Raw genomic sequence first — 20,081 nt, 5'->3', positions numbered from 1 at the left:
GTTGTCGGAGCGCAGGGCTAGGCTGACGCGTATGGACATGGAACAGTTGAAGGCCTTGCCGAAGGTGGCCCTGCACGAGCACCTCGACGGTGGGCTGCGAGGGCAGACCGTCATTGATCACCTCGGCGACATCGGTCATGAGGTGCCCTGCATGGATGCCGACACCCTGGAAGACTGGTTCTTCGAGCAAGCCGACTCGGGCTCGCTGCCGTCCTACCTGCAGACCTTCGACTACACCGTCGCGGCCATGCGCAACCGCGAACACCTCATCCGCGTCGCGAAGGAGGCCGTCGAAGACCTGGCTGCCGACGGCGTCGCCTACGCGGAACTGCGGTGGGCGCCCGAGCAGCACGTCACGCGCGATCTCACGCTCGAGCAAGCTGTCGAGGCAGTACGCGACGGTATCGCCGACGGCGTCGCTGCGGCCCAGGCCGACGGGCGCACCATCGCTGCGCGACAGATCCTCACCTCGATGCGCCACGGCGAACCGACGACCGACATCGCCCAGCTCGCCCTCGACTTCCGCGACGATTCCGTCGCTGGCTTCGACATCGCAGGCGCCGAGGACGGCTTCCCCTGCACCCGCTTCGCGAAGGCCTTCGAGCACCTGCGTCGAAACAACTTCCCCTTCACCATCCATGCGGGCGAGGATGTTGGCCCGAAGTCGGTGTTCGAGGCGGTCCAAATCTGCGGAGCGCGCCGCATCGGCCACGGCGTACGCATCGTCGAAGACATCGACCTCACCGGCGAGCAGCTCGCGCTGGGGCGCCTCGCGCAGTACGTGCTCGACCAGCAAATCATGCTCGAGGTGTGCCCCACGTCGAACCTGCAGACGGGCGTTGCCGACTCCATCGAAGAGCACCCCGTCGGGTTGCTGTTCGACCTGGGCTTCAACATCTCCATCAACTGCGACAACCGCCTCATGTCCGGCACGTCCATGAGCCGCGAGTTCGCCCGCGTCTCCGAAGCCTTCGGATGGGGCGTAGACGACTTCGAGCGCATCACCGTCGACGCACTCCAGGCGTCGTTCCTGCACCACGACGAGAAGCTTGACCTGCTCGAGCGCGTCATCCTCCCCGGCTATGGCCACTGACGAGCTGGTAGCTGCCGCCGACGGGTCATCGCTCAGCAACCCCGGGCCGGCGGGCTGGGCGTGGTACATCGACGATAGCTGCTGGGCGGCCGGCGGCTGGGAGCGCGGCACGAACAACATGGGTGAGCTCATGGCGGTGCTGCAACTGCTGCAGTCCACCGCGAACGATCCGCGCCCGCTCAAGGTGCTGTGCGACTCGCAGTACGTCATCAACTCAGTCACGAAATGGATGGCCGGTTGGAAGCGCAAAGGATGGAAGAAAGCCGACGGCAAACCCGTCCAGAACGTTGAGCTCATGAAGGCCATCGACGAGGCCATGCGCGGCCGCAGTGTGGCGTTCGAGTGGGTGAAGGGTCACGCGGGGCATCACCTCAACGAGGCCGCCGACGCGCGAGCCCGCGCTGCCGCCGAAGCATTCCAATCCGGGCGTCGCCCCGACGTCGGGCCAGGGTTCGACGGCGCCCCCGTCTGCACGTCGGAGTCGGCCTTCGAGATTGGGCAGCGGGAGGAAGAACCCGATCTGCTCACCGTCGCGGCCGAAACGGAGCCCGTGAGCCTCACGCCTGGCACAGCATCGTCCAGAGTCAAGGGCGAGCTGTTGGCGCTCACCAAGAAGCTGCTCTCCGACGAAGTGCGCACCGACGAGGCCAAGCTGCGCAAGCTGCTGCACCCCGACGTGATCTCGCACTCGGTCGACGGGCAGGTCATCGACGCGTCGTATGGCGCCTGGAAACCGCTTGATGACAAGGGCTTCGAGGTGCTCGGCATCGATCAGTACGCCGACGGGGTGGTGGGGATGCGCTGGCAGCAGCGCACCAAGCTGCGATTCAACCTGTGGCAGCGCACGGGCGACGGCTGGAAGCTGCGGTTCGCGCAGGTCACGAAGCGCTGACGGCGGAGCTCAGCGGTGCATCCATCGATGTGTTGCTGAGATGGGCTGTGCAGGCCCGGCGCGCGTCACGAGCGTGAGGTCGATCGCCGCGACGAGAGCGATCCACCCGGCCATGATGGCTGGAATCAGGAAGATCCCAGCCATGTCGGCCAGCGTGTAGTGCTCCTGCTGCTCCGGGGCGCCGAGAAAGTACGTCACCTGGTAGGCGACAATCCCGCCGACGATGCCGATCAAGAACATCACGATCGTCCACATCGTGCCGAAGCGCGGGTCTCTCCTCGGGTGCTCGAGAGGAATCAACAGCCCGGCCAGCCAGATCAGACCGCCGGCGGCCCCGGCCCCGAGCAGGTGGCGCGTTGCCAGGAGCTGCTGCAGCCCCCAATCGACGCCGAACAGCAACGTGAACGCCAGGCCCGCCCACACAGCGATGAGCAGCACCGGGAGCCGAACAAGATGTCGCATACCTTCGAGAATATGGGAGCACTGGGGTCAGCGGCCGCATCCGCGCATGACAACACGAGCTACCCGTTCTCGCACCGCACGTGCCTGCAGCGACTAGCATCGTGAGTGTGAACCAGTTCCAGGAAGCGCTCGGCTTGCCCCTTCGCCACGCTGGAAAGGTGCGTGAGCTGTACGACGTCGACATCGACGGGCGCCCCTGCGTCCTGATGGTGGCCACGGACAACATCTCGGCCTTCGACCACGTCCTGCCCACGCTCATTCCCGACAAAGGTGCGGTGCTGACGCAGCTCAGCTCGTGGTGGTTCAAGCAATTCCCCGACGTCGCAAACCACCTCGTCACCGACGAAGTGCCCGACGAAGTCGCGGGCCGAGCGGTGATCGTCGAGCGTCTCGACATGGTGCCGGTTGAATGCGTCGCCCGAGGCTACCTCACCGGCTCTGGCTGGGCGGAGTACCAGGCGTCGGGCACCGTGTGCGGCATCCAGCTGCCCGACGTTCTGCAGGACGGCGACAAGCTTCCCGCACCCATCTTCACGCCCGCGATCAAGGCAGAACTGGGCGACCACGACGAGAACGTCGACTTCGCCACCATCGCCCGCCTGCACGGGGAAGAGCTCGCCAACTCGCTGCGCGACGCCACCTTAGCTATCTACTCCCGGGCCGCCAACATCGCCGCCCAGCGCGGCATCATCCTCGCCGACACGAAACTCGAATTCGGGCTCCGCGACGGCGAACTCGTGCTCGCCGACGAGGTACTCACCCCAGATTCATCCCGCTTCTGGGACGCGAACACCTGGAAGCCTGGCGCGTCGCTCCCCAGCTTCGACAAGCAATTTGTGCGCGACTGGCTCACCCACGAGTCCGACTGGGACCGTATCTCTGAGCCCCCGGCGCTGCCCGACGACGTGGTCACCGCCACGCGCGAACGCTACCTGGAGGCCTACCGGAGGATCACCGGAAGCGAGTTCGTCTGAGTCTGCTCAGTCGTGGAGGTCGGAGTGGAGTGCGAACGTGCCCTCCGCCCTCCGGACGCCGGCCACCTCGTGGCTCGGGATGACGTCGGCGAGGAAGGCGTAGTCGTGGCGGATGTACTCCGCCTTCAGGTCGCCGCCCTCGGCGCGGGCGAGCAGGCAGCGCCACCAGTCGGAAATATCGCCCCAGCCTGGCGCCGCCAGCGAGCCACCAAACTGCTGCACCGCCAGCGACGAGCACAGCGCCGCGAAGCGTAGCCGGTGCTCGAGCGTCCAGCCGGCCAGCGTGCCCAGCACGAGCCCCGACGCGAACACGTCGCCCGCGCCGGTGGCGTCGATGGCTTCGGTGGCCACCGCGGGGCAGTACGCCTCCTCGCCGGTGGTTTGGTCGATGGCGTACGCGCCGGCAACACCGTCGGTGACGACGGCGAACGGCACGAGCTCGGCGATCTTCCGCACCGCCCGGGTGGGGGAGTCTGTGCGGGTGTAGTGCATGGCCTCCACCGCGTTGGGGGTGAACGCGTGGCAGTGGCGCAACGGCTCGAGCGCCGACAGATCCCACTTGCCCGTGTCGTCGTAGCCGATGTCAGCGAACAGCAACGTGCCGCGGGCGGCCAGCGCGGGCCACCACGACGTCTCGCCGGCCAGGTCCAGCACCGCGGCCCGAGCCTGCGGGGCGCCCAGGATGTAGGGCTCGAGCGGAGCAGGAAGCTCGTGCATGTGTGTGACCATGGCGCGGTCGTCGTCGACGGTCATCGCCACCGTCGTGGCGGAATGGAAATGCTCGAACCGCGGCGACGACGACAGATCGATGCCTTCCCCGTCGGACAGGGTCTCCCACAGCCAATCGGCGTAGGCATCGTCGCCGAAGCCCGCGACGAGCCCGGTGCGCAGGCCGAGGCGCGCGAGCGCGGTAGCGAGGTTCGCGATGCCGCCTGGGCACGACCCCATTCCTGACGTGTACAGCTCCTCGCCCGGCTTCGGCATCCGGCTCAACCCCGTGAAGATGAGGTCGAAGAAGACGGTGCCGGTGCTGAGCACGTCGAGTGGGGGATCGTCGGGGGTTCGGGTGGCCCGCAGCGGGTCCCAATTCCAGCAGTGCTCGCAGAAGTCGTCGAGGTGTTCGTGGTCGGTCATTCTTTTGCAGATCCTTCCAACATGCCGTCAATGAAGTACCGCTGCAGCATCAGGAACACCACGACGATGGGCGCGGCAATGATGAGTCCAGCCGCCGCCATGAGCGCGCCGTCGGCGGTGTACTGGCCCTTGAACACGGATAGGCCGAGCGGTGCCGTGCGCCACTCAGCACCCGGCGACATGACCAGCGGAATCATGAACTCGTTCCATGTCCACATGAACATGAGCACCGTGACGGTGGCGATGGAGCCCGTGGCGGGAGGGACGAACACCTTGCGCAGCGCGGTGAAGCCGGAGCAGTGGTCGATCGCGGCGGCTTCGAGCAAGCTCCTCGGCATGGCGCGGAACTGGGCGCGCATCCAGAACGTGCCGAACGCGATGGACTGGGCAACCTGTGGCATGGCCACCGCCCAGAGTGTGTCGGTGAGCTGCATGGAGCGCAGGTCGTAGAACAGGGGGATGATGATGGCCTCAGCGGGCACCATCATGCCGAATAGGAAGAGGTAGAACAGGATCGTCGAGCCCCGGAAACGCATGGTGCCGAAGGCGTAGCCAGCCAGAATCGAGAGCACGAGCGCGACGGGCACCACGAAGCCTGCGACGGCGAGCGAACGCAGCAGCGCTGGGCCGAACGCGCCCTGGTTCCAGGCGTCGACGATGTTGTGCCAGTGCGGGCCGGGCTCCGAGACGCCCAGCTGCGGCGACAGGGCCGTCAGCACGATGGTTATGATCGGGAAGATGGCGAACAGGCTGAAGAGCGTCAAAATGACGTAGTTGAGGGCTTTCTCACCGACGGATACCTTCATCGCGACACCTTCTTTTCTTCGCCGATGCGGTTCACCACGATGTTGATGCAGAACACCATCACGGTGAGGAACACTGCCACGGCTGACGCGGAACCCACCTGCTTGAGCTGGAAGGCGCGGTTGTACACCTCGTAGCTGGGCACCGTCGTCGCAGTGCCTGGGCCGCCGCTGGTGGTCATGTACACCAGGTCGAAGGTCTTGAGCGCGGCGATGATGGTGAGCACGAGCGAGGTGGCGATCTCAGGGCGAACCGCGGGCAGCGTGATGCCGAAGAACTCACTGATCGGACCGGCGCCGTCGAGGCGGGCAGCCTCGTACAGCTCGCCGGGGATGCGGTTCATGCCCGCCAGCAGCAGCAACATCACGAGGCCAGTTTCGAGCCAGAACCCGATGATGCCGACGGCGGTGAGCGCGAGATTCGGATCGCCCAACCAGCCGATGTCCGATTCGATTCCGATCCAGCCGAGCATGGAGTTGAGCGTGCCGTTGGGGGTGTAGATCTGGCGCCACGCGACGGCGACCACGACGAGCGCAATCACCTGCGGCACGAAAATGAGTACCCGGTACACACCCATCCCGCGCACGTTGCCCCGTCGGAGGATGGCGGCCAGGATCAGGCCGACGATGAGCGGCAGGATGGCGTAGAACAAGATGAGGTAGAACGCGTGGCTGATGGCGGCGAGGAACCGCTGATCGGTCACGAGCGACGTGTAGTTGTCGAGCCCGACGAAGGTGGCCGGCCCGAATCCGCTCCACTCATACAGCGAGAACTGGGCAGTCCGCACCACGGGGTAGAGCAGGAATCCTCCGTAAATGAGGAGGGCCGGGAGCAGGTAGAGGTACGGCGTCCACCGCCCTCGTACCACTGCCGACGGCCGCTCCCGACCCTTCTTCGACATCAGTTACTCACCCACGAACTTCGAGTAGTCGTCCTGGAAAGACTGGAGCACGTCTTCGGGAGACTTCTGTCCGCCCAGCGCCTCCTGGAGGCCCTGGCCAGCGGTGTCCGCGAAGCTCGGAGTCGCGTAGTCAAGGTACGGCAGCAGGGTGCCTTCGGAGGAAACCTTGTCGAAGGCGGTGAAGATGTCGTGCTGCACGCCCGAGTCCGGCGCGAGCTCGGCCGTGTTGTTCACGGGCATGCCGCCCTTCTCGGCGATGATCTTCATGGCCTCGTCGCTGGTGATGAAGTCGATGTAGGCCGCAGCCGCCTCGACGTTCTTCGACTTGGCAGGAATCGAGAACGGGATGCCCGTGCCACCGGTGGTGGCGAGCTTGCCGTCGACGCCGGGTGGCGGAGCCATGAACCCGAGGTCGTCCTTCATGGTGGCTTCGAGGTCGGCGCCCACCCAGCTACCAGCGGGCAGGAACACGCCGGTGCCCTTGCCGAAGCTCGCCCAGGCCGGGTCGTAGTCGGTGCCGTTCGGCGAGGAGCCGAAGTAGCCGTCCTTCGCCCACTTGGCGAACTGCGTCATGGCTTCCTTGTTGGCATCCGACGTCCAGTCGGCGCCCGCGTTGCCCATGCCGAGCTTCACGATCTCGTCGGAAGAGACGTAGTTGGCCTGCAGCGGACCGAAGACGTGGAGCGCGGGCCATTGCTCGAGGTTGCCCAGCACCATGGGCTGTTCGCCCGCTTCCTTCGCCTTGTCGAGCGCGGCGAAGTACTCGTCCCACGTCGTCGGAGCCTCGATGCCGAGCTGCTCGAGCTTCTTCTTGGAGTAGAACAGGCCGACGATCTCACCGGTCTGCGGCACGCCGTACAGGTTGCCTTCACCGAAGGTCTTGGCATCGTCGGAGTAGCGCACCTTGCTCAGCACGGACTCAGCGAAGCGGTCGGCCCAGCCGTAGGCCTCGGCGTAGGGCTCGAGGTTCACCAGCTGGCCGGCAGCCACGTACTGGCCCATGTCACCGCGGGCGTTGTTGACTTGCGCGACGTCGGGCACGTCGTTGCCGGACAGCGCGAGCGCGATCTGCTGCTGCAGGTCGTCGTTCGACTGGCTGGTGCGCTTGATCTTGATGTTGGGGTACTTCTCCTGGAAGGCCTTGTTCAGGGCCTCCAGGGCGTCGTTCTGGGAACCGCGAACTTCCTGGTCCCATACCTTCAACTCGACATCGCCCAAGCTGGCTGGGTCGGTGCTGATTTCGCTGGGTGCCTTCGACGGTGTCTCGCCCGAGGCGTTATCGCCACTGCCGGGCGCGCACGCCGACAGCGTGCCGATTGCAAGTGCCGGGGCGAGACCCAGCACGAGGAACTTGCGACGTCGCATGTTGTCCTTCTCTCCTGTAGCTTCACTGATACTTCGGCCGCTAACGCGCAAGTGTGCGAAACCGGTCCTACTGCCCAAGCATGTCAGAACATGAGCGAATCAGCCACCTTTTTCGTAAAAATGACTGAAGTTGCTTGTTTGGATGCTACGTTTATGGCGTGCTCACCGAAGACCGACATCTCCGCATCGTCTCCGCCGTGCGCGACCGTGGGTTCGTGACGGTGCAACAGTTGTGCGAGGCGTTGGGTGTCTCCGAAGCCACGGTGCGTCGCGACCTCGACGCGCTCTCCAAAGCCGGCAAGCTGCGCCGCCTTCGTGGGGGTGCAGGCGACGCGATGGGCACTATCCGACCTGAGCGCGATCTGCGCAGTTTCAGCGAGGTGGCCGAGTCCGCATCCCATGCCAAGCTCGCCATCGGGCACGCCGCCGCGCAACTCGTCGACGATGGGGACGTCATCGCGCTCGACAGCGGCACGACGGTGGCCGCGATGTGCCAGGTGTTGGTGGACAAATCGCTCACGGTGGTCACCGCGTCGCTCGCGGTGGTGGAGGCCCTGGCGCAAGCCCCAGCGGTGGATCTCGTCGTCGTGGGCGGCCTGCTGCGTGCGAATTATCGCTCCATGGTGGGCACCTGGGCGGAGCAGATGCTCAGCCAAATGCGAGTTGACAAGGCGTTCCTCGGCACTGCTGGCGTCGCCAACGACGGGTCCGTCCTAGATTCGACGCCGAGCGAGGTGCCCATCAAGCGAGCACTGATGCGCTGTGCAAGCTCGTCGTACCTGCTCGCAGACGCAGAAAAATTCCCCGGCTCCGGCTTCCTCCGAGTGAGCGGGCTGGACGCTTTTAGCCACTTGGTAACCGACGCGAAGCCGCAAGGCTTGGCGATTCCCGATGAAACCGCGCTCGTCGTGGCGCGCAGTGAGGAGCAGATGAAATGAGGCTAGCGATCCTTGGCGGTGGTGGATTCCGCACGCCGCTCGTATACGAAGCAGTGGCGCAGGAAGTCACCGGGATGCATGTCGACGAGGTCGTGCTCTTCGACGTCGACTCCACCCGCCTGCATGTAATTGAGCGCATCACCGCAGAGATGGCGGCGCAGATCGGTGACGGCGCCACGTCGGTGCGCGTCACGAACGACCTTACCGACGCCGTGCGCGGCGCTGACTTCGTCTTTTCCGCCATTCGCGTCGGGGGCACCGCGGCGCGCACCGTCGACGAGCGCGTCGCCCTGAACCTCGGGCTGCTCGGCCAGGAAACGATCGGCCCCGGCGGGTTGGCCTACGCGCTGCGCACCATCCCTGTGATGCGCAGGATTGCGGAGACGATCGCTCGCGAGGCCCCGAACGCCTGGGTGATCAACTTCACCAACCCCGCTGGCATCGTCACCGAGGCCATGCAGCAGGTGCTCGGCCACCGCGTCGTCGGCATCTGCGACACCCCCATCGGTTTGGTGCGCCGCGTAGCTCGAGCGTTTGGCAAGGATGTCTCCGACGTCGAGTACGACTACCTTGGCCTCAACCACCTCGGTTGGCTGCGTGAGGTGCGCATTGACGGCGATGATCTTCTGCCCACGCTGCTCGCCGACGATGCCCTCATCGAAGGCATCGAGGAAGCGCGCATCATCGGTATCGACTACGTGCGCCAGATGGCCGCCCTGCCGAACGAGTACCTCTACTACTACCTGCACACCGACGATGCCATCCGCCGCATTCTCGATGCCGGGCAAACCCGTGGCGAGTTCCTGCAGGCCCAGCAGCGGGAGTTTTACGACGCGGCCAGCGCCGAGTGCTGTGAGTCGCCGCTGAAGGTGTGGCGCGACGCGCTGCACACCCGCGAGGCCACCTACATGGCCGAGGGGCGCGACGAGGAGCGTCGCGAGGAGGACATCGCCGGTGGCGGATACCAGGAAGTAGCGCTGCGGCTCATGACGGCCATCGCCACAAACACGTCGGAGAAGATGATCCTCAACGTGGCCAACGGTGCAGGCTCGGACGGGCGCATCGTCGCGGAGCTGCCGGATGACCTCACCATCGAGGTCGGCTGTGTGGTGGACGGCAACGGGGTGCACCCGAAGCAGGTTGCCGCGCCTTCGCTGGAGCAGCTCGGGCGGATGTCTAGGTTGCGCGGCGCCGAGCGCTGCATTCTCGATGCTGCTGTCACGGGCGACGCCGGTGCGGCCTGGGAGGGGTTCGCCACCCACCCACTGGTGGATTCCCCGACGAAGGGCCAGCAACTGCTCGACGGCTACCTCGAGCATTCTGCCGATATCGCCGCCATCCTTGAGCGGTAACGCATACATAGCAATCAACTTCGATCGCAGGAGGGTTCATGGTGGGCCCTCCTGTGTGGTTTTGCGCGAAAGAGGGAAGAAAATGCTGAGAATTGCCTGCGAGTGAGTGTTTCCTCCGGTAGCGTGCGGTGCAGCGTCGGGCATGGCTGCTCGACGAGGCGGTATTCGCGCTGACTACGTGTTGAGCGAGTGCCGGGAAGTACCAGATCAATCAATGGAGGATTGATGAAACGTCTACGCATGCTCACCGCGGGCATGGCGGCGGTAGCGCTCAGCGTGCCCACGCTGGCCGCCGCAGATCCCGCGCCCGATCTCGAATTCGGGCGGCCCGCGATCTCCACCACGAGCGAGGCGTCGAAGATCGACGTCATGGCGCTGTGGTCGCACCCCGACGATGATGCGTCCTTCACGACACCGTGTGGCGTGTGGGGAGATCTCTACGACATCAAGTGCGGCATCATCATGGTCACCCGTGGGGAAGGCGGGTCGAACTCCGTCGGCAACGAGTCGGGCCCTGACCTGGGGCTTCGTCGTGAGAATGAAGACCGCGCCTCGCACGTGCGCACGGGCACCGTCGACATCTTCAATATCGACAAGGTCGACTTCTTTTACAACACCTCGGCGCCGTTGACGAAGCGCGCCTGGGACGGGGAGGACACGCTGCGCCGCGTCGTGCGCGTGATTCGCGAGACGCGCCCGTCGGTGATAATTGGTTGGCCCCCGAACTTCGACTACGGGCACGGCAACCACCAGTACTCCGGCCGGCTCGTGTGGGAGGCCGTCGCAGCTGCTGCCGACCCAACTCGCTTCCCCGAGCAGTTCGAGGGCGTCGGAGCAGTGCAGCCGTGGCAGGTGAAGAAGGTCATCCAGCGCACCGGATGGGGCTTCAAATACGACGGCAAGGGCGCGCAGCAAGCGCCCAACTGCAACGTCGGATACAAGCCGAACGCCGATAACCCCTTCACGATGGTGGGCACGTGGTCTGGCTACGAGTCGCCGTATAAGTGGGTGAAGGGCAACACCGCGGGCATCGCCGCAGGCACTCCGAAGACGTGGGCGCAGGTGGGTCGCGAAGGCGGACGTGCGCACCCCACGCAGGCGAGGGTTATGCAGAAGGACCCATGGGATGCTGAGTGCCTCCAGTTCGCAGTGCTGGACTCCGTCGTGCCGATGCAGCCCAACGGCACCGACGCCGGCGACAAGGACGATGCCCTCTTCCAGGGCGCTGCCGTGCCCGACGCCGGCGGGTTCCCGCTCGAGACCATCTTCCGCATCACGCCCGAGCAGTTCCACGTGGCGGCAGGCGAACCGTTCAAGGTTGACGTCGCGCTCGAGGTGCCGGAAGGCACCGTTCCGACGGGTTCCCTCACCCTCGACGTGCCGAAGGGCTGGACGGTGAGCGACCCGGTGCAGGTGGGCGGCAAGGCCCAGGCGAAGGCGACGTTCACCGTCACCCCGTCGGCGGATGCGCCGGTGGCGCTGCAGCAGCTTGCGGCATCGTTCAAGGGCGGCGGCAAGACCGCGTGGAACAACACGCGGGTGCAGGCTGTGCCGAAGGTACAGGGTCTCTTTGAGCGTTCCGGTAACTCGGCGGAACTCGACGAATGGAACGAGAAGAATGGCGTGCACAACTACGGACGTTCGCCGGCTACCGACAACATTGGTGCTGGCGAGACGAAGACGGTGAACGTCGAGGTATCGAACCGCACCAATCAGACGCAGTCTGGTGAGGTTGCGCTCAGCGTTCCGGAGGGATTCGTCGTCGACGAGGCGACGAAGCCGTTCAGCGACGTCAAGCCCGACGGTACCGCCACGGTGAGCTTCACCGTGACGCACACCGATCCGAAGGCCACCGGCAGCGAGATGGTCGAATTCAAGGCCACGACCACCACGGCGTCCAGCACGTCGGAAGAGACGCTGCAGATGTACCTGGTGCCGTCGACCGTGATTAGACAGCTCGACAAGGCTCCGACGATCGACGGTAAGGCCGACGACGCCTACGCTGGCGAAGCGATCCCCGTCGGAAAGAAGTGGGAAGGCGACGACTGCGACCCTGACGGCAAGGACTGCGGCGAGGGCTCCGAGGCCAAGCTCGGTTGGTACGACGATGCGCTCTACGCGCACATCACCGTGGTCGACGACACCGCGAGCGCAGCAGCCACCCCCGACCGCTGCTTCGGACACTGGCTGGTGGACTCGGTGGAGCTGCTCGCTGACCCGCGCGGCGACTCCGCGGACACCTCGAGCACCTTCAAGCTCGGCATGTTCCCCTTCACCGACGACCCGGAGGGCAAGAACGGCAACGGCAAGAACGGCCCCTGCTGGTCGCGCGACGCCGACAACCACCAGGGCTTCTCCTCTGGGCCGCTGGCCGAGACCATCATCAACGCTCCGAACGCTCCTGGCGTCGAGGTAGCGGCGCAGGTGAAGCGTGACGCCAACGGCAAGTACGAGGGTGGCACGTACGAGGTGGAGGTGAAGGTTCCGCTTGACGTGCTCCCGGCCGCGGTCGGCCCGACCAGCGCCGCGCCCACCGGCGACGCGGCCACCAACGAGGCCGATCCGCAGTACATGGGCTTCAACCTGACGCCCTACGACTCGGACAACCGTGACTTCATCGGCGAGACTCGCACCGCGTGGTCGGCCTTTGGTAGCCAGCAGTCCGAGCCCTACCGTTGGGGCCACGCGTACCTCGAGGGCTACGAGCCGCCGGCGGACCGCTCGATCGAGGCGAGCGATCCCGTCATCCCGGACACTGCGTTGAAGGGTGTGGAGTCGCCGCAGACCATCCACCAGTCGGCGATGCGCGGCGTGACGATGTCTGGCGTGCAGCCGACGGATTCCCTCACCGTGACGGACATAAGCTTCGAGGGCGACAACATCGTCGTGAGCTACGAGGCGTTGGCCGCCGGCACGCTGCGCGGGTTCGTCTGGAAGGGCGACCCTCGTTTCGTGCCTGTGTGGACGTCCAGCTGTGCAGGTGACACCGACGGCTTCGACGCCTGCTCCGACGAAGACGGCAAGGCGCCTAAGTGGGCTCCTGACATGGGCGGCAGACTGAAGGCCGACGGTTCCGTCGAGGTGAAGGCTGGCAAGGGCAAGTTCACGATTCCCGTGTCCAGCGACGTGCTGGCCGAGCTCGCATCTGACAGCGAGCTGCTGCTCTCGTGGGAAGAGCAGGGTAAGGATAACGGCGACGGCGTGACCGCCTGGGCGTACCCGATCCAGCCCGCCGGCGACCAGCCGAAGCCCGACAAGCCGGACAAGCCAGACGGCCCGGGCGTCGTCGACAAGCCCGACAAGCCGGACGGCCCGGGCGCCATCGACAAGCCACTCAAGCCTGGCATGCCGAGGACGGGATGCTGACGCAGTAACTGGCTGTGGATGAGAGGGGATCGAGGTGCAAGCCTCGGTCCCCTCTTGACGCATTCCCCACACATTTGAATACCGACGGGAATCTCTCGTGGGGAACCGGTAGGCTGCTGGCTATGCCACGCGTCGTCGTCAACGTTATGCCGAAGCCGGAGATTCTCGACCCCCAGGGGAAGGCCGTCACCGGCGCACTGCACCGTCTCGGATTCCAGGGCCTTACCGTGCGTCAAGGAAAGCGATTCGAGATCGACGTCGAGGGTGAAGTCACCGACGAGGTACTCACCCAGATCCGTGCCGCGGCCGAGACGCTGCTGGCCAACACCGTCATCGAGTCGTTCGACGTGGTGGTCGAATGACCAAGATCGGCGTCGTCACATTCCCCGGCTCGCTCGACGATCACGACGCGCTGCGCGCGGTGCGTCTGAGCGGTGCTGAAGCAGTGCCGCTGTGGCATGCGTCGGACTCTATCCTCGGCGTCGACGCCATCATCCTGCCGGGCGGATTCTCCTACGGCGACTACCTGCGCTGTGGTGCGATCTCGAGCTTGAGCCCCGTGATGGCAACCGTCATCGACGCCGCGCGCAAGGGCATGCCGATCCTCGGCATCTGCAATGGGTTCCAGATTCTCTGTGAGGCGCAGCTCCTCGAAGGCGCGATGATTCGCAATGCTGGCCAGCAGTTCATTTGCCGCGACGAGCGTCTGCGCGTCGAAACGAAAGACACCGTCTGGACGTGCGTGTTTAACAAGGGTGAAGAAATCACCATCGCGCTCAAGAACGGTGAGGGTAACTTCCAGGCGGCACCCGAGGTGCTGCGCAAGCTGGAAGACAACGACCAGGTGGTGTTCCGCTACCTCGACAACCCCAACGGCTCCGCCAACGACATCGCCGGCATCACGAACGAGAGCGGCAACGTCGTCGGCCTCATGCCGCACCCCGAACACAACGTCGAGGAACTCACCGCCACGTCCGTCGACGGTCGCCGCTTCTTCGAATCCGTGCTGACCTTCCTCCAGCGATAATTGTTCGTCCCGCCTGCAACGGTTCACGTACTCGAAAGCGTGTAACTGGTTGGAGGTAACACATGGGCTTCGACGAATTCATCCTCGACCGCGGTGAGCGGCTGCTCCGCGCTGCGTGGCTGCTCACCGGGGATCGGCAGCACGCCGAGGACCTGCTTCAGACCGCACTCGTGAAGTGCTGGAGCAAGTATGACGGGGATGACGATCGTTTCGAGGGGTACGTGCGCACGACCCTGCACCGCACGTACATCTCCTGGTGGCGTCGGCGGAGCTGGCATGAGCAACCCGTCGAACATATGCCGGAACGGTCCGATGCTGATGCCCGAGTTGAAGTGCGGCTGGACCTTGCGCGTGCCCTGCGCACGCTCAGCCGTCCACAGCGAGCGGTCATCACGTTGCGCTATTTCGACGATCTCACCGTGCCGCAAGTGGCCAAAACGCTTGGCATGCCGGAAGGGACGGTCAAAGCCCACCTCCACCGAGGAATCCAGGTCCTGCGCAACAGCGGGCTGGTCGAACAGGAGGAACTCGCATGAACCTGCATGATCAACTTGAAGAACTCGCGCCCAGCATGTCTACGCGTGGCCTTGCGAGCGGTGTGCGCAAGCGTCGGCGTCGGCGCCAAACCATCGCCGCTGGCACCGCAACGGCGGCAGTGGCCTTGGTAGCGGTCGGAGCAGTGTTCCTACAGACCGGGACGCCCACAGGGCCGTCGACATATGTGGACGCCGTTCCAGGAGCGACGCAGAGCGAGGAAGTGCTCTCCGAGCAGCCCTCGTCGCCGAGTACTGAGCCCGGCCAGCAACTCGTCGCGGGACAGGTGACGTTGCTGCGCAAGGACGCGAAGTCCCCGGTGATGATGTGTACTGCGGTGATGCAGAGCGCGCCGCCGCAGTGTGAAGGGCCGACTGTGACAGGCGAGATCGATTGGGAGAAGATCGAGGCCAGCAAATACGCGGAAGCGCCAGAGTTCCGCATTGCGGACGCGTGGGTCGTCGGGCACTTCGACAGCACGAAGCAAACCTTCACGCTGACCCAGCAGCCGACGCTGGAGCAGCCCAAGGGTGCGGAACCCGTCGACGAAGAAGACCCTGCTGACGTCCCGCAGCTGTGTGAGGATCCCTTGGCTGGCGCGAAGAAGGGTGGACGAAACGACCGTGATGCGCTCGTCCGCAAAGCTGAGGCGCTGCCTGGTTACGTCGATCTGTGGGTGAGCGATGGTTCGAACGCCTTCAACGTGGTGGTCAGACAAGACGCGGAGGGCGCGTTCAAGAGCCTGCGAGAGGTGTGGCAAGGCGAGCTGTGCGTCGAGGCACGAGAAGAGGTGCCGAGCCGCGAGCAGATCCAAGCCGCGCACGACGCGCTGGTTCCCTTGCGCAGGGAAGTGCCGGACCTGCGCGTGTCCAAAGACAACCAAGGGGTCATGGTGTCTGCCTGGTTCATCGATGAAGCCACCGAAACGATTATTCACCAACTCGCCGAGGCGCACGTGCCTGCCGATGCAGTGACGATCCAATCAACCCTCAAGCCGCTCGCCCAGTAGCGATGCGCTGAGGCCCGACGCCCCCCAGTTGACCGTTATCCTCCACACCTGCAAGAAATCCCCGAAAACGGGGGTCCGCAAGCTTCTGATGGAGGATAACGGTCAACTTTTTCGAGTGCCCAGGCGCCCGGTTCGGAGGTGGCGCCCGCAACCGAGGCACACCAGGTAGATTGTGATGCGTGGTAGACACAGTTTCGAACGCGATCAACACCCCCGACCTGGAACAGCCCTACGCTGCCCTAGGCGTCAAGGACGACGAGTACGCGCGCATCCGTGAGATTCTCGGCCGCCGCCCCACCTCGGGCGAGCTCGCCATGTACTCGGTGATGTGGTCGGAACACTGCTCCTACAAGTCATCCAAGGTGCACCTCACAAAGTTCGGCGAACTGAGCCAGGAGACCCCGCGCGGCCCGCTGCTGGCGGGCATCGGCGAACAGGCCGGCGTCGTCGACGTGGGCCAGGGCTGGGCGGTCACCTTCAAAGCCGAGTCGCACAACCACCCCAGCTACGTTGAGCCGTACCAAGGCGCCGCCACCGGCGTCGGCGGCATCGTGCGCGACATCCTCGCCATGGGCGCCCGCCCCATCGCTGTGATGGACTCCCTGCGCTTCGGCCCGCTCGACGACGATGACACCAAGCGCGTCCTGCCCGGCATCGTCGCCGGAGTGGGCGGCTACGGCAACTGCCTCGGCCTGCCCAACGTCGGGGGAGAGGTGCAGTTCCACGACACCTACCGGGCAAACCCGCTCGTCAACGCGTTTTGCGTCGGCGTGCTGCGCCACGAAGACCTCCACCTCGCGTTCGCGCGTGGCGTCGGCAACAAGGTGATCCTGTTTGGTTCGGCCACGGGCGGCGACGGCATCGGCGGCGCGTCGATCCTCGCGTCGGAGGCATTCGACGAGGACGGCCCGGCGAAGCGCCCCAGCGTGCAGGTGGGCGACCCATTCATGGAGAAGCTGCTCATCGAATGCACGCTCGAGCTGTTCGCCGAGGGCCTCATCTCCGGCATCCAAGACCTCGGTGCCGCCGGCATCTCGTGCGGCACGTCGGAGCTCGCATCGGCAGGCGACGGCGGCATGCACATCGAGCTCGATACGGTGCCGCTGCGCGACCCGTCGCTGCTGCCCGAAGAGATTCTCATGAGCGAATCGCAGGAGCGCATGATGGCCGTCGTCGAGCCTGACAAGATCGAGCGCTTCATGGAGATCTGTGCGAAGTGGGACGTGCAGGCCACCGTCATCGGTGAGGTCACCGACGGCGACCGCCTCGTGATCGACTGGCACGGCGAGACCATCGTCGACGTCGACCCCACCACCGTCGCGCACGACGGCCCCGTCTACGAGCGCCCCTACTGGCGCCCCGGATGGCTCGACGAGGTCAACGGCAACCGGGCCGAAGACCTCCCGCGCGACAACTCGCCCGAAGGGCTCAAGCGCGCCTTCCTCGACGTCCTCGCGCACCCCAATATCGCTGACAAGACGTGGATCACAAGGCAGTACGACCGCTTCGTGCGCGGCAATTCCGTGATGGCGCAGCCGGACGACGCGGGCATGATCCGCATCGACGAGGAGACCGGCCTCGGCATCGCGATGGCGATGGACGCCAACTCCCGCTTCACGTTCCTCAACCCCTACCTGGGCGCGCAGCTCTCGCTCGCCGAGGCCTACCGCAACGTCGCAGTCTCCGGTGCCCAACCCGTCGCGATCACCGACTGCCTCAACTACGGCAACCCAGAAAATCCCGAGATCATGTGGCAATTCGTCGAGACGGTGCTGGGGCTCGTCGACGGCTGCCGCGAGCTCGGCACGCCGGTCACCGGCGGCAACGTTTCGCTCTACAACTCCACCGGCGACACCGCCATCCTTCCGACGCCGACCATCGGCGTCGTGGGTGTCATCGACGACGTCGCCACCCGCATCAAGTCAGGCTTCCAATACACCGGCGACGCCATCTGCCTACTCGGCACCACCGACGAGGAACTCTCTGGCTCCATTTGGGAGACGCAGCTCCACGACGGGCACCTCGGCGGCATGCCGCCCAAGGTGCGGCTGGCGGAAGAGAAAGCGCTCGCCGCAGTGTTCCAGATGGCGGCCAAGGAGGGGCTGCTCACCTCGTCGCACGATCTGTCCGAGGGTGGGCTCGCTGTCGCGCTCGCGGAGTCCGCGTTCCGTCATGGCGCTGGCTTCGCCGTGACGCTCCCCGGAGAGGACGCCACCGTCGACCTCTTCAGCGAATCCGCGGCCCGCGCGCTCGTCTCGCTCTCCGGCGCCGGCCTGCCCCGCTTCGAGGAGCTGTGCGCCACCCACGGTGTGCCCATCACGCGCATTGGTGAGGTCACCGGCGACAACCAGCTCGAATTCGTCGGCCAGTTCTCCATTTCCCTCGACGAGGCCCGCGCGGCCTGGGAAGCGCCGCTGCCAGCAGCCCTGGGTTAACGCGGGCGGCTCAGAACGTCCCGAACATCAGCCTGCCCACCAGCGCGGCCGAGAGGATGCACACCACCAGCGTGAGCGGCATGAAACGCGTCGCGAACTTCGTGCCGAACGCGCCGCTTTGCATCGCAAACAGTTTGATGTCCACCATCGGGCCCACGACGAGGAACGCCAGCTGAGCGGTGGGGGACACCGTCGTGAGCGACGAGACGACGAACGCGTCGGCCTCGGAACACAGCGAGAGCGCGACGGCTAGCGCCGCCATGATGAGGATGGCCAGCCACGGGTTCTCCGTCAGTGTTGCGAGCACGCCTGCGGGCACGAACACCTTGAGCGCCGCCGCAGCGGCAGCACCCACGACGAGAAAACCGCCGGCCTGCAGCAGGTCGTGCGTCGCTGTCTCGCGGAAGATGTCCGCCTTGGACTGCCCTTCGTGCTCGTGCCCTGATTGCGATTTCATCCATTCCTGCTTACCGACGGCAATCCACACCCAGCCGATCACCACGACGGCGAGCAGCGACGCCGCGAGTCGCGCCCAGACCATCATGGGGTTGCCCTGAAAGGCCACGGCGGTGGCAACCAGCACGATGGGGTTCACTGCGGGGGCGGCCAGCAGAAACGCCAAGGCTGCCGCCTGCGAGAGCCCGCGGCGCATCAGCGACTGCGATACGGGCACCGACGCGCACTCGCACCCTGGCAGCACCATGCCGGCGGCACCGGCGGTGGGGACGGCGAGCCATGGTGAACGGGGCGTCACCTTCGCGAGCACATCTTTCGGCATCCACGCCGCGATGGCGCCGGAGACGAGGACGCCCAGTACGAGGAACGGCAAGGCCTGCACGACGATGGCAAGCAGCAGCGTGCCGAACGTCGAGGCAGCGCCGGTCAATTGGATCATCGGGCCGTTGGCGTCGAGCGTGCGAAGAAGAGCCAGGAGCGCGAGGACGGCGATGAAAGGCGCGAGCCAAATGCGTATGAAGTTGCTCATAGGTACGGCTCCGCGGGCTCCTCGACGATCTTGACGTCCACGGCGCTCAGCACGGGGTAGTCTTTGCTGGCCTGCTCATCGAGGAAGCCCTCCACTTCAACCCAGACGTTCTCGCCATCGGGCATATCTGCGCCCGTGACCGCCACGCTGTACAGGTTGGCGTCGGCGGCGCAGCAGTAGATGCGGAAGCGGTTGACCGTCCACTGATCGTCCGCAAGTTCGCTCGGCTTGGAGACGAATCCGAGCATCCGCACGCGCTTGTCGACGAGGTCTTCGGGGCGTCCCCAGACGAATCGGTCGGAGTAGTCCTGCACGGTGAGGTCGGTGAGTCCCTGCGCCGGCAGCGGCTCGAAATCGATGGTTTTGTGCTTGGCCACCTGGGCGCTCTCTAATGCGGGCCGCTTGGCGGCGGCGTCGGTGCCGAGCGCGGCAGGAGCGGCGAGTGCGAACACCAGCGCGGGCACGAACAAGAATCCGGCCACCCGCGGGGTGCCGTGATGGTGGGGCTCAGCCACGTCGGCCTGTTTGTCGGCTTCTGCGTTCGCGGCGTCTTCCGCGTCGGCGATGGCGTCGCTGGCGCTGAGCAGCGTCCAGATGCCGAGCGCGACCATCGCGATCACCGCCGCGAGCAGATAGGGCTTGAACCACGGCTGGAGATAGTTGGTGTAGCTGCCGGAGGTGAGCATCCCGAACACGACGGTGGCAAGGGCTAACAAGCACGTTGCACCGAGGGACTGTGCCGTCGCGGACTTCCGCGTCGCGGCAGGAGCAGAAGGTGAAGACATGGCGTTTCCAATGGTGGCACGTGGC

At 65.5% G+C, this 20,081-nt stretch carries 17 protein-coding genes and 1 pseudogene; 11 read left to right on the top strand and 7 right to left on the bottom strand.

Annotation, left to right across the window (positions count from 1 at the left end; all coding sequences use genetic code 11):
• Window positions 1-31 precede the first annotated feature (31 nt).
• Entirely contained in the window at window positions 32-1,093 is a 1,062-nt protein-coding gene (locus Q0X68_RS00865) for an adenosine deaminase (RefSeq protein WP_297746180.1), read from the top strand.
• On the top strand, window positions 1,083-1,985 hold the full coding sequence (locus Q0X68_RS00860; protein ID WP_297746177.1) for an RNase H family protein: 903 nt from the start codon (window positions 1,083-1,085) through the stop codon (window positions 1,983-1,985). The genes Q0X68_RS00865 and Q0X68_RS00860 overlap by 11 nt, the downstream gene beginning before the upstream one ends.
• A gap of 9 nt (window positions 1,986-1,994) precedes the next feature.
• On the opposite strand, the gene Q0X68_RS00855 is transcribed toward Q0X68_RS00860, so the two are convergent.
• The gene (locus tag Q0X68_RS00855) at window positions 1,995-2,447 is read right to left on the bottom strand and encodes a hypothetical protein (protein ID WP_297746174.1); all 453 of its coding nucleotides are present in this window, start codon (window positions 2,445-2,447) and stop codon (window positions 1,995-1,997) included.
• Window positions 2,448-2,554: 107 nt separating this feature from the next.
• Here Q0X68_RS00855 and Q0X68_RS00850 point away from each other — a divergent pair.
• Window positions 2,555-3,406 (top strand): annotated as a pseudogene (locus Q0X68_RS00850) (phosphoribosylaminoimidazolesuccinocarboxamide synthase); the annotation flags it as partial.
• A gap of 21 nt (window positions 3,407-3,427) precedes the next feature.
• Here the strand turns inward: Q0X68_RS00850 and Q0X68_RS00845 are convergent.
• The 4 genes from Q0X68_RS00845 to Q0X68_RS00830 are packed head-to-tail and all read right to left on the bottom strand — an operon-like array spanning window position 3,428 to window position 7,625.
• Complete coding sequence (locus Q0X68_RS00845) at window positions 3,428-4,555, bottom strand: carbohydrate kinase family protein (protein WP_297746171.1); 1,128 nt, start codon at window positions 4,553-4,555, stop codon at window positions 3,428-3,430.
• Window positions 4,552-5,361, bottom strand: coding sequence for a carbohydrate ABC transporter permease (locus Q0X68_RS00840; protein WP_297746168.1), 810 nt, complete (start codon window positions 5,359-5,361; stop codon window positions 4,552-4,554). Before Q0X68_RS00840 ends, Q0X68_RS00845 begins: the two co-directional genes overlap by 4 nt.
• The gene (locus Q0X68_RS00835) at window positions 5,358-6,260 is read right to left on the bottom strand and encodes a carbohydrate ABC transporter permease (RefSeq protein ID WP_297746166.1); all 903 of its coding nucleotides are present in this window, start codon (window positions 6,258-6,260) and stop codon (window positions 5,358-5,360) included. Before Q0X68_RS00835 ends, Q0X68_RS00840 begins: the two co-directional genes overlap by 4 nt.
• Window positions 6,261-6,263: 3 nt before the next feature.
• Window positions 6,264-7,625, bottom strand: coding sequence for an ABC transporter substrate-binding protein (locus Q0X68_RS00830; RefSeq protein ID WP_297746163.1), 1,362 nt, complete (start codon window positions 7,623-7,625; stop codon window positions 6,264-6,266).
• 158 nt (window positions 7,626-7,783) lie between these two features.
• On the opposite strand from Q0X68_RS00830, the gene Q0X68_RS00825 reads away from it, so the two are divergent.
• The 8 genes from Q0X68_RS00825 (at window position 7,784) to purL (ending at window position 18,286) form a co-directional block, all read left to right on the top strand.
• Window positions 7,784-8,563 (top strand): DeoR/GlpR family DNA-binding transcription regulator, encoded by a 780-nt coding sequence (locus tag Q0X68_RS00825; protein ID WP_297746160.1) that lies wholly within the window; start codon window positions 7,784-7,786, stop codon window positions 8,561-8,563.
• Window positions 8,560-9,915 carry a 6-phospho-beta-glucosidase gene (locus Q0X68_RS00820; RefSeq protein ID WP_297746158.1) on the top strand — a complete coding sequence of 452 codons (1,356 nt, stop codon included), beginning with the start codon at window positions 8,560-8,562 and terminating at the stop codon, window positions 9,913-9,915. Before Q0X68_RS00825 ends, Q0X68_RS00820 begins: the two co-directional genes overlap by 4 nt.
• Window positions 9,916-10,140: 225 nt before the next feature.
• Window positions 10,141-13,281 (top strand): sugar-binding protein, encoded by a 3,141-nt coding sequence (locus Q0X68_RS00815; RefSeq protein WP_297746156.1) that lies wholly within the window; start codon window positions 10,141-10,143, stop codon window positions 13,279-13,281.
• 122 nt (window positions 13,282-13,403) lie between these two features.
• Window positions 13,404-13,643: a phosphoribosylformylglycinamidine synthase subunit PurS gene (gene purS, locus Q0X68_RS00810; protein WP_297746153.1), complete on the top strand. Its 240-nt coding sequence runs from the start codon at window positions 13,404-13,406 to the stop codon at window positions 13,641-13,643.
• Window positions 13,640-14,308, top strand: a complete 669-nt coding sequence (gene purQ, locus Q0X68_RS00805) for a phosphoribosylformylglycinamidine synthase subunit PurQ (RefSeq protein WP_297746150.1) — start codon at window positions 13,640-13,642, stop codon at window positions 14,306-14,308. The genes purS and purQ overlap by 4 nt, the downstream gene beginning before the upstream one ends.
• Before the next feature lie 62 nt (window positions 14,309-14,370).
• The gene (locus Q0X68_RS00800) at window positions 14,371-14,844 is read left to right on the top strand and encodes a SigE family RNA polymerase sigma factor (protein ID WP_108870367.1); all 474 of its coding nucleotides are present in this window, start codon (window positions 14,371-14,373) and stop codon (window positions 14,842-14,844) included.
• Complete coding sequence (locus tag Q0X68_RS00795; protein WP_297746143.1) at window positions 14,841-15,851, top strand: hypothetical protein; 1,011 nt, start codon at window positions 14,841-14,843, stop codon at window positions 15,849-15,851. Before Q0X68_RS00800 ends, Q0X68_RS00795 begins: the two co-directional genes overlap by 4 nt.
• Before the next feature lie 179 nt (window positions 15,852-16,030).
• Entirely contained in the window at window positions 16,031-18,286 is a 2,256-nt protein-coding gene (gene purL, locus Q0X68_RS00790) for a phosphoribosylformylglycinamidine synthase subunit PurL (RefSeq protein ID WP_297746140.1), read from the top strand.
• Window positions 18,287-18,296: 10 nt separating this feature from the next.
• Here the strand turns inward: purL and Q0X68_RS00785 are convergent, their stop codons facing one another.
• Together Q0X68_RS00785 and Q0X68_RS00780 are read right to left on the bottom strand one after the other, a co-directional pair.
• Window positions 18,297-19,271: a permease gene (locus Q0X68_RS00785; protein ID WP_297746137.1), complete on the bottom strand. Its 975-nt coding sequence runs from the start codon at window positions 19,269-19,271 to the stop codon at window positions 18,297-18,299.
• Window positions 19,268-20,056, bottom strand: coding sequence for a TIGR03943 family putative permease subunit (locus Q0X68_RS00780; RefSeq protein WP_297746134.1), 789 nt, complete (start codon window positions 20,054-20,056; stop codon window positions 19,268-19,270). The genes Q0X68_RS00785 and Q0X68_RS00780 overlap by 4 nt, the downstream gene beginning before the upstream one ends.
• Window positions 20,057-20,081 lie beyond the last annotated feature (25 nt).

This window comes from uncultured Tessaracoccus sp., assembly GCF_947286155.1.
Taxonomy (GTDB): Bacteria; Actinomycetota; Actinomycetes; order Propionibacteriales; family Propionibacteriaceae; genus Arachnia.
The sequence above is the reverse complement of the archived record's forward strand: the minus strand, read 5'-3'. Positions and strand labels throughout refer to the sequence as shown.

Excerpts from the sequence above, each read along its gene's own strand:
- Q0X68_RS00865 (WP_297746180.1), top strand. The coding sequence starts at position 32 with ATGGACATGGAACAGTTGAAGGCCTTGCCGAAGGTGGCCCTGCACGAG.
- Q0X68_RS00860 (WP_297746177.1), top strand. The coding sequence starts at position 1,083 with ATGGCCACTGACGAGCTGGTAGCTGCCGCCGACGGGTCATCGCTCAGC.
- Q0X68_RS00855 (WP_297746174.1), bottom strand. The coding sequence starts at position 2,447 with ATGCGACATCTTGTTCGGCTCCCGGTGCTGCTCATCGCTGTGTGGGCG.
- Q0X68_RS00845 (WP_297746171.1), bottom strand. The coding sequence starts at position 4,555 with ATGACCGACCACGAACACCTCGACGACTTCTGCGAGCACTGCTGGAAT.
- Q0X68_RS00840 (WP_297746168.1), bottom strand. The coding sequence starts at position 5,361 with ATGAAGGTATCCGTCGGTGAGAAAGCCCTCAACTACGTCATTTTGACG.
- Q0X68_RS00835 (WP_297746166.1), bottom strand. The coding sequence starts at position 6,260 with ATGTCGAAGAAGGGTCGGGAGCGGCCGTCGGCAGTGGTACGAGGGCGG.
- Q0X68_RS00830 (WP_297746163.1), bottom strand. The coding sequence starts at position 7,625 with ATGCGACGTCGCAAGTTCCTCGTGCTGGGTCTCGCCCCGGCACTTGCA.
- Q0X68_RS00820 (WP_297746158.1), top strand. The coding sequence starts at position 8,560 with ATGAGGCTAGCGATCCTTGGCGGTGGTGGATTCCGCACGCCGCTCGTA.
- Q0X68_RS00815 (WP_297746156.1), top strand. The coding sequence starts at position 10,141 with ATGAAACGTCTACGCATGCTCACCGCGGGCATGGCGGCGGTAGCGCTC.
- purS (WP_297746153.1), top strand. The coding sequence starts at position 13,404 with ATGCCACGCGTCGTCGTCAACGTTATGCCGAAGCCGGAGATTCTCGAC.
- purQ (WP_297746150.1), top strand. The coding sequence starts at position 13,640 with ATGACCAAGATCGGCGTCGTCACATTCCCCGGCTCGCTCGACGATCAC.
- Q0X68_RS00800 (WP_108870367.1), top strand. The coding sequence starts at position 14,371 with ATGGGCTTCGACGAATTCATCCTCGACCGCGGTGAGCGGCTGCTCCGC.
- Q0X68_RS00795 (WP_297746143.1), top strand. The coding sequence starts at position 14,841 with ATGAACCTGCATGATCAACTTGAAGAACTCGCGCCCAGCATGTCTACG.
- Q0X68_RS00785 (WP_297746137.1), bottom strand. The coding sequence starts at position 19,271 with ATGAGCAACTTCATACGCATTTGGCTCGCGCCTTTCATCGCCGTCCTC.
- Q0X68_RS00780 (WP_297746134.1), bottom strand. The coding sequence starts at position 20,056 with ATGTCTTCACCTTCTGCTCCTGCCGCGACGCGGAAGTCCGCGACGGCA.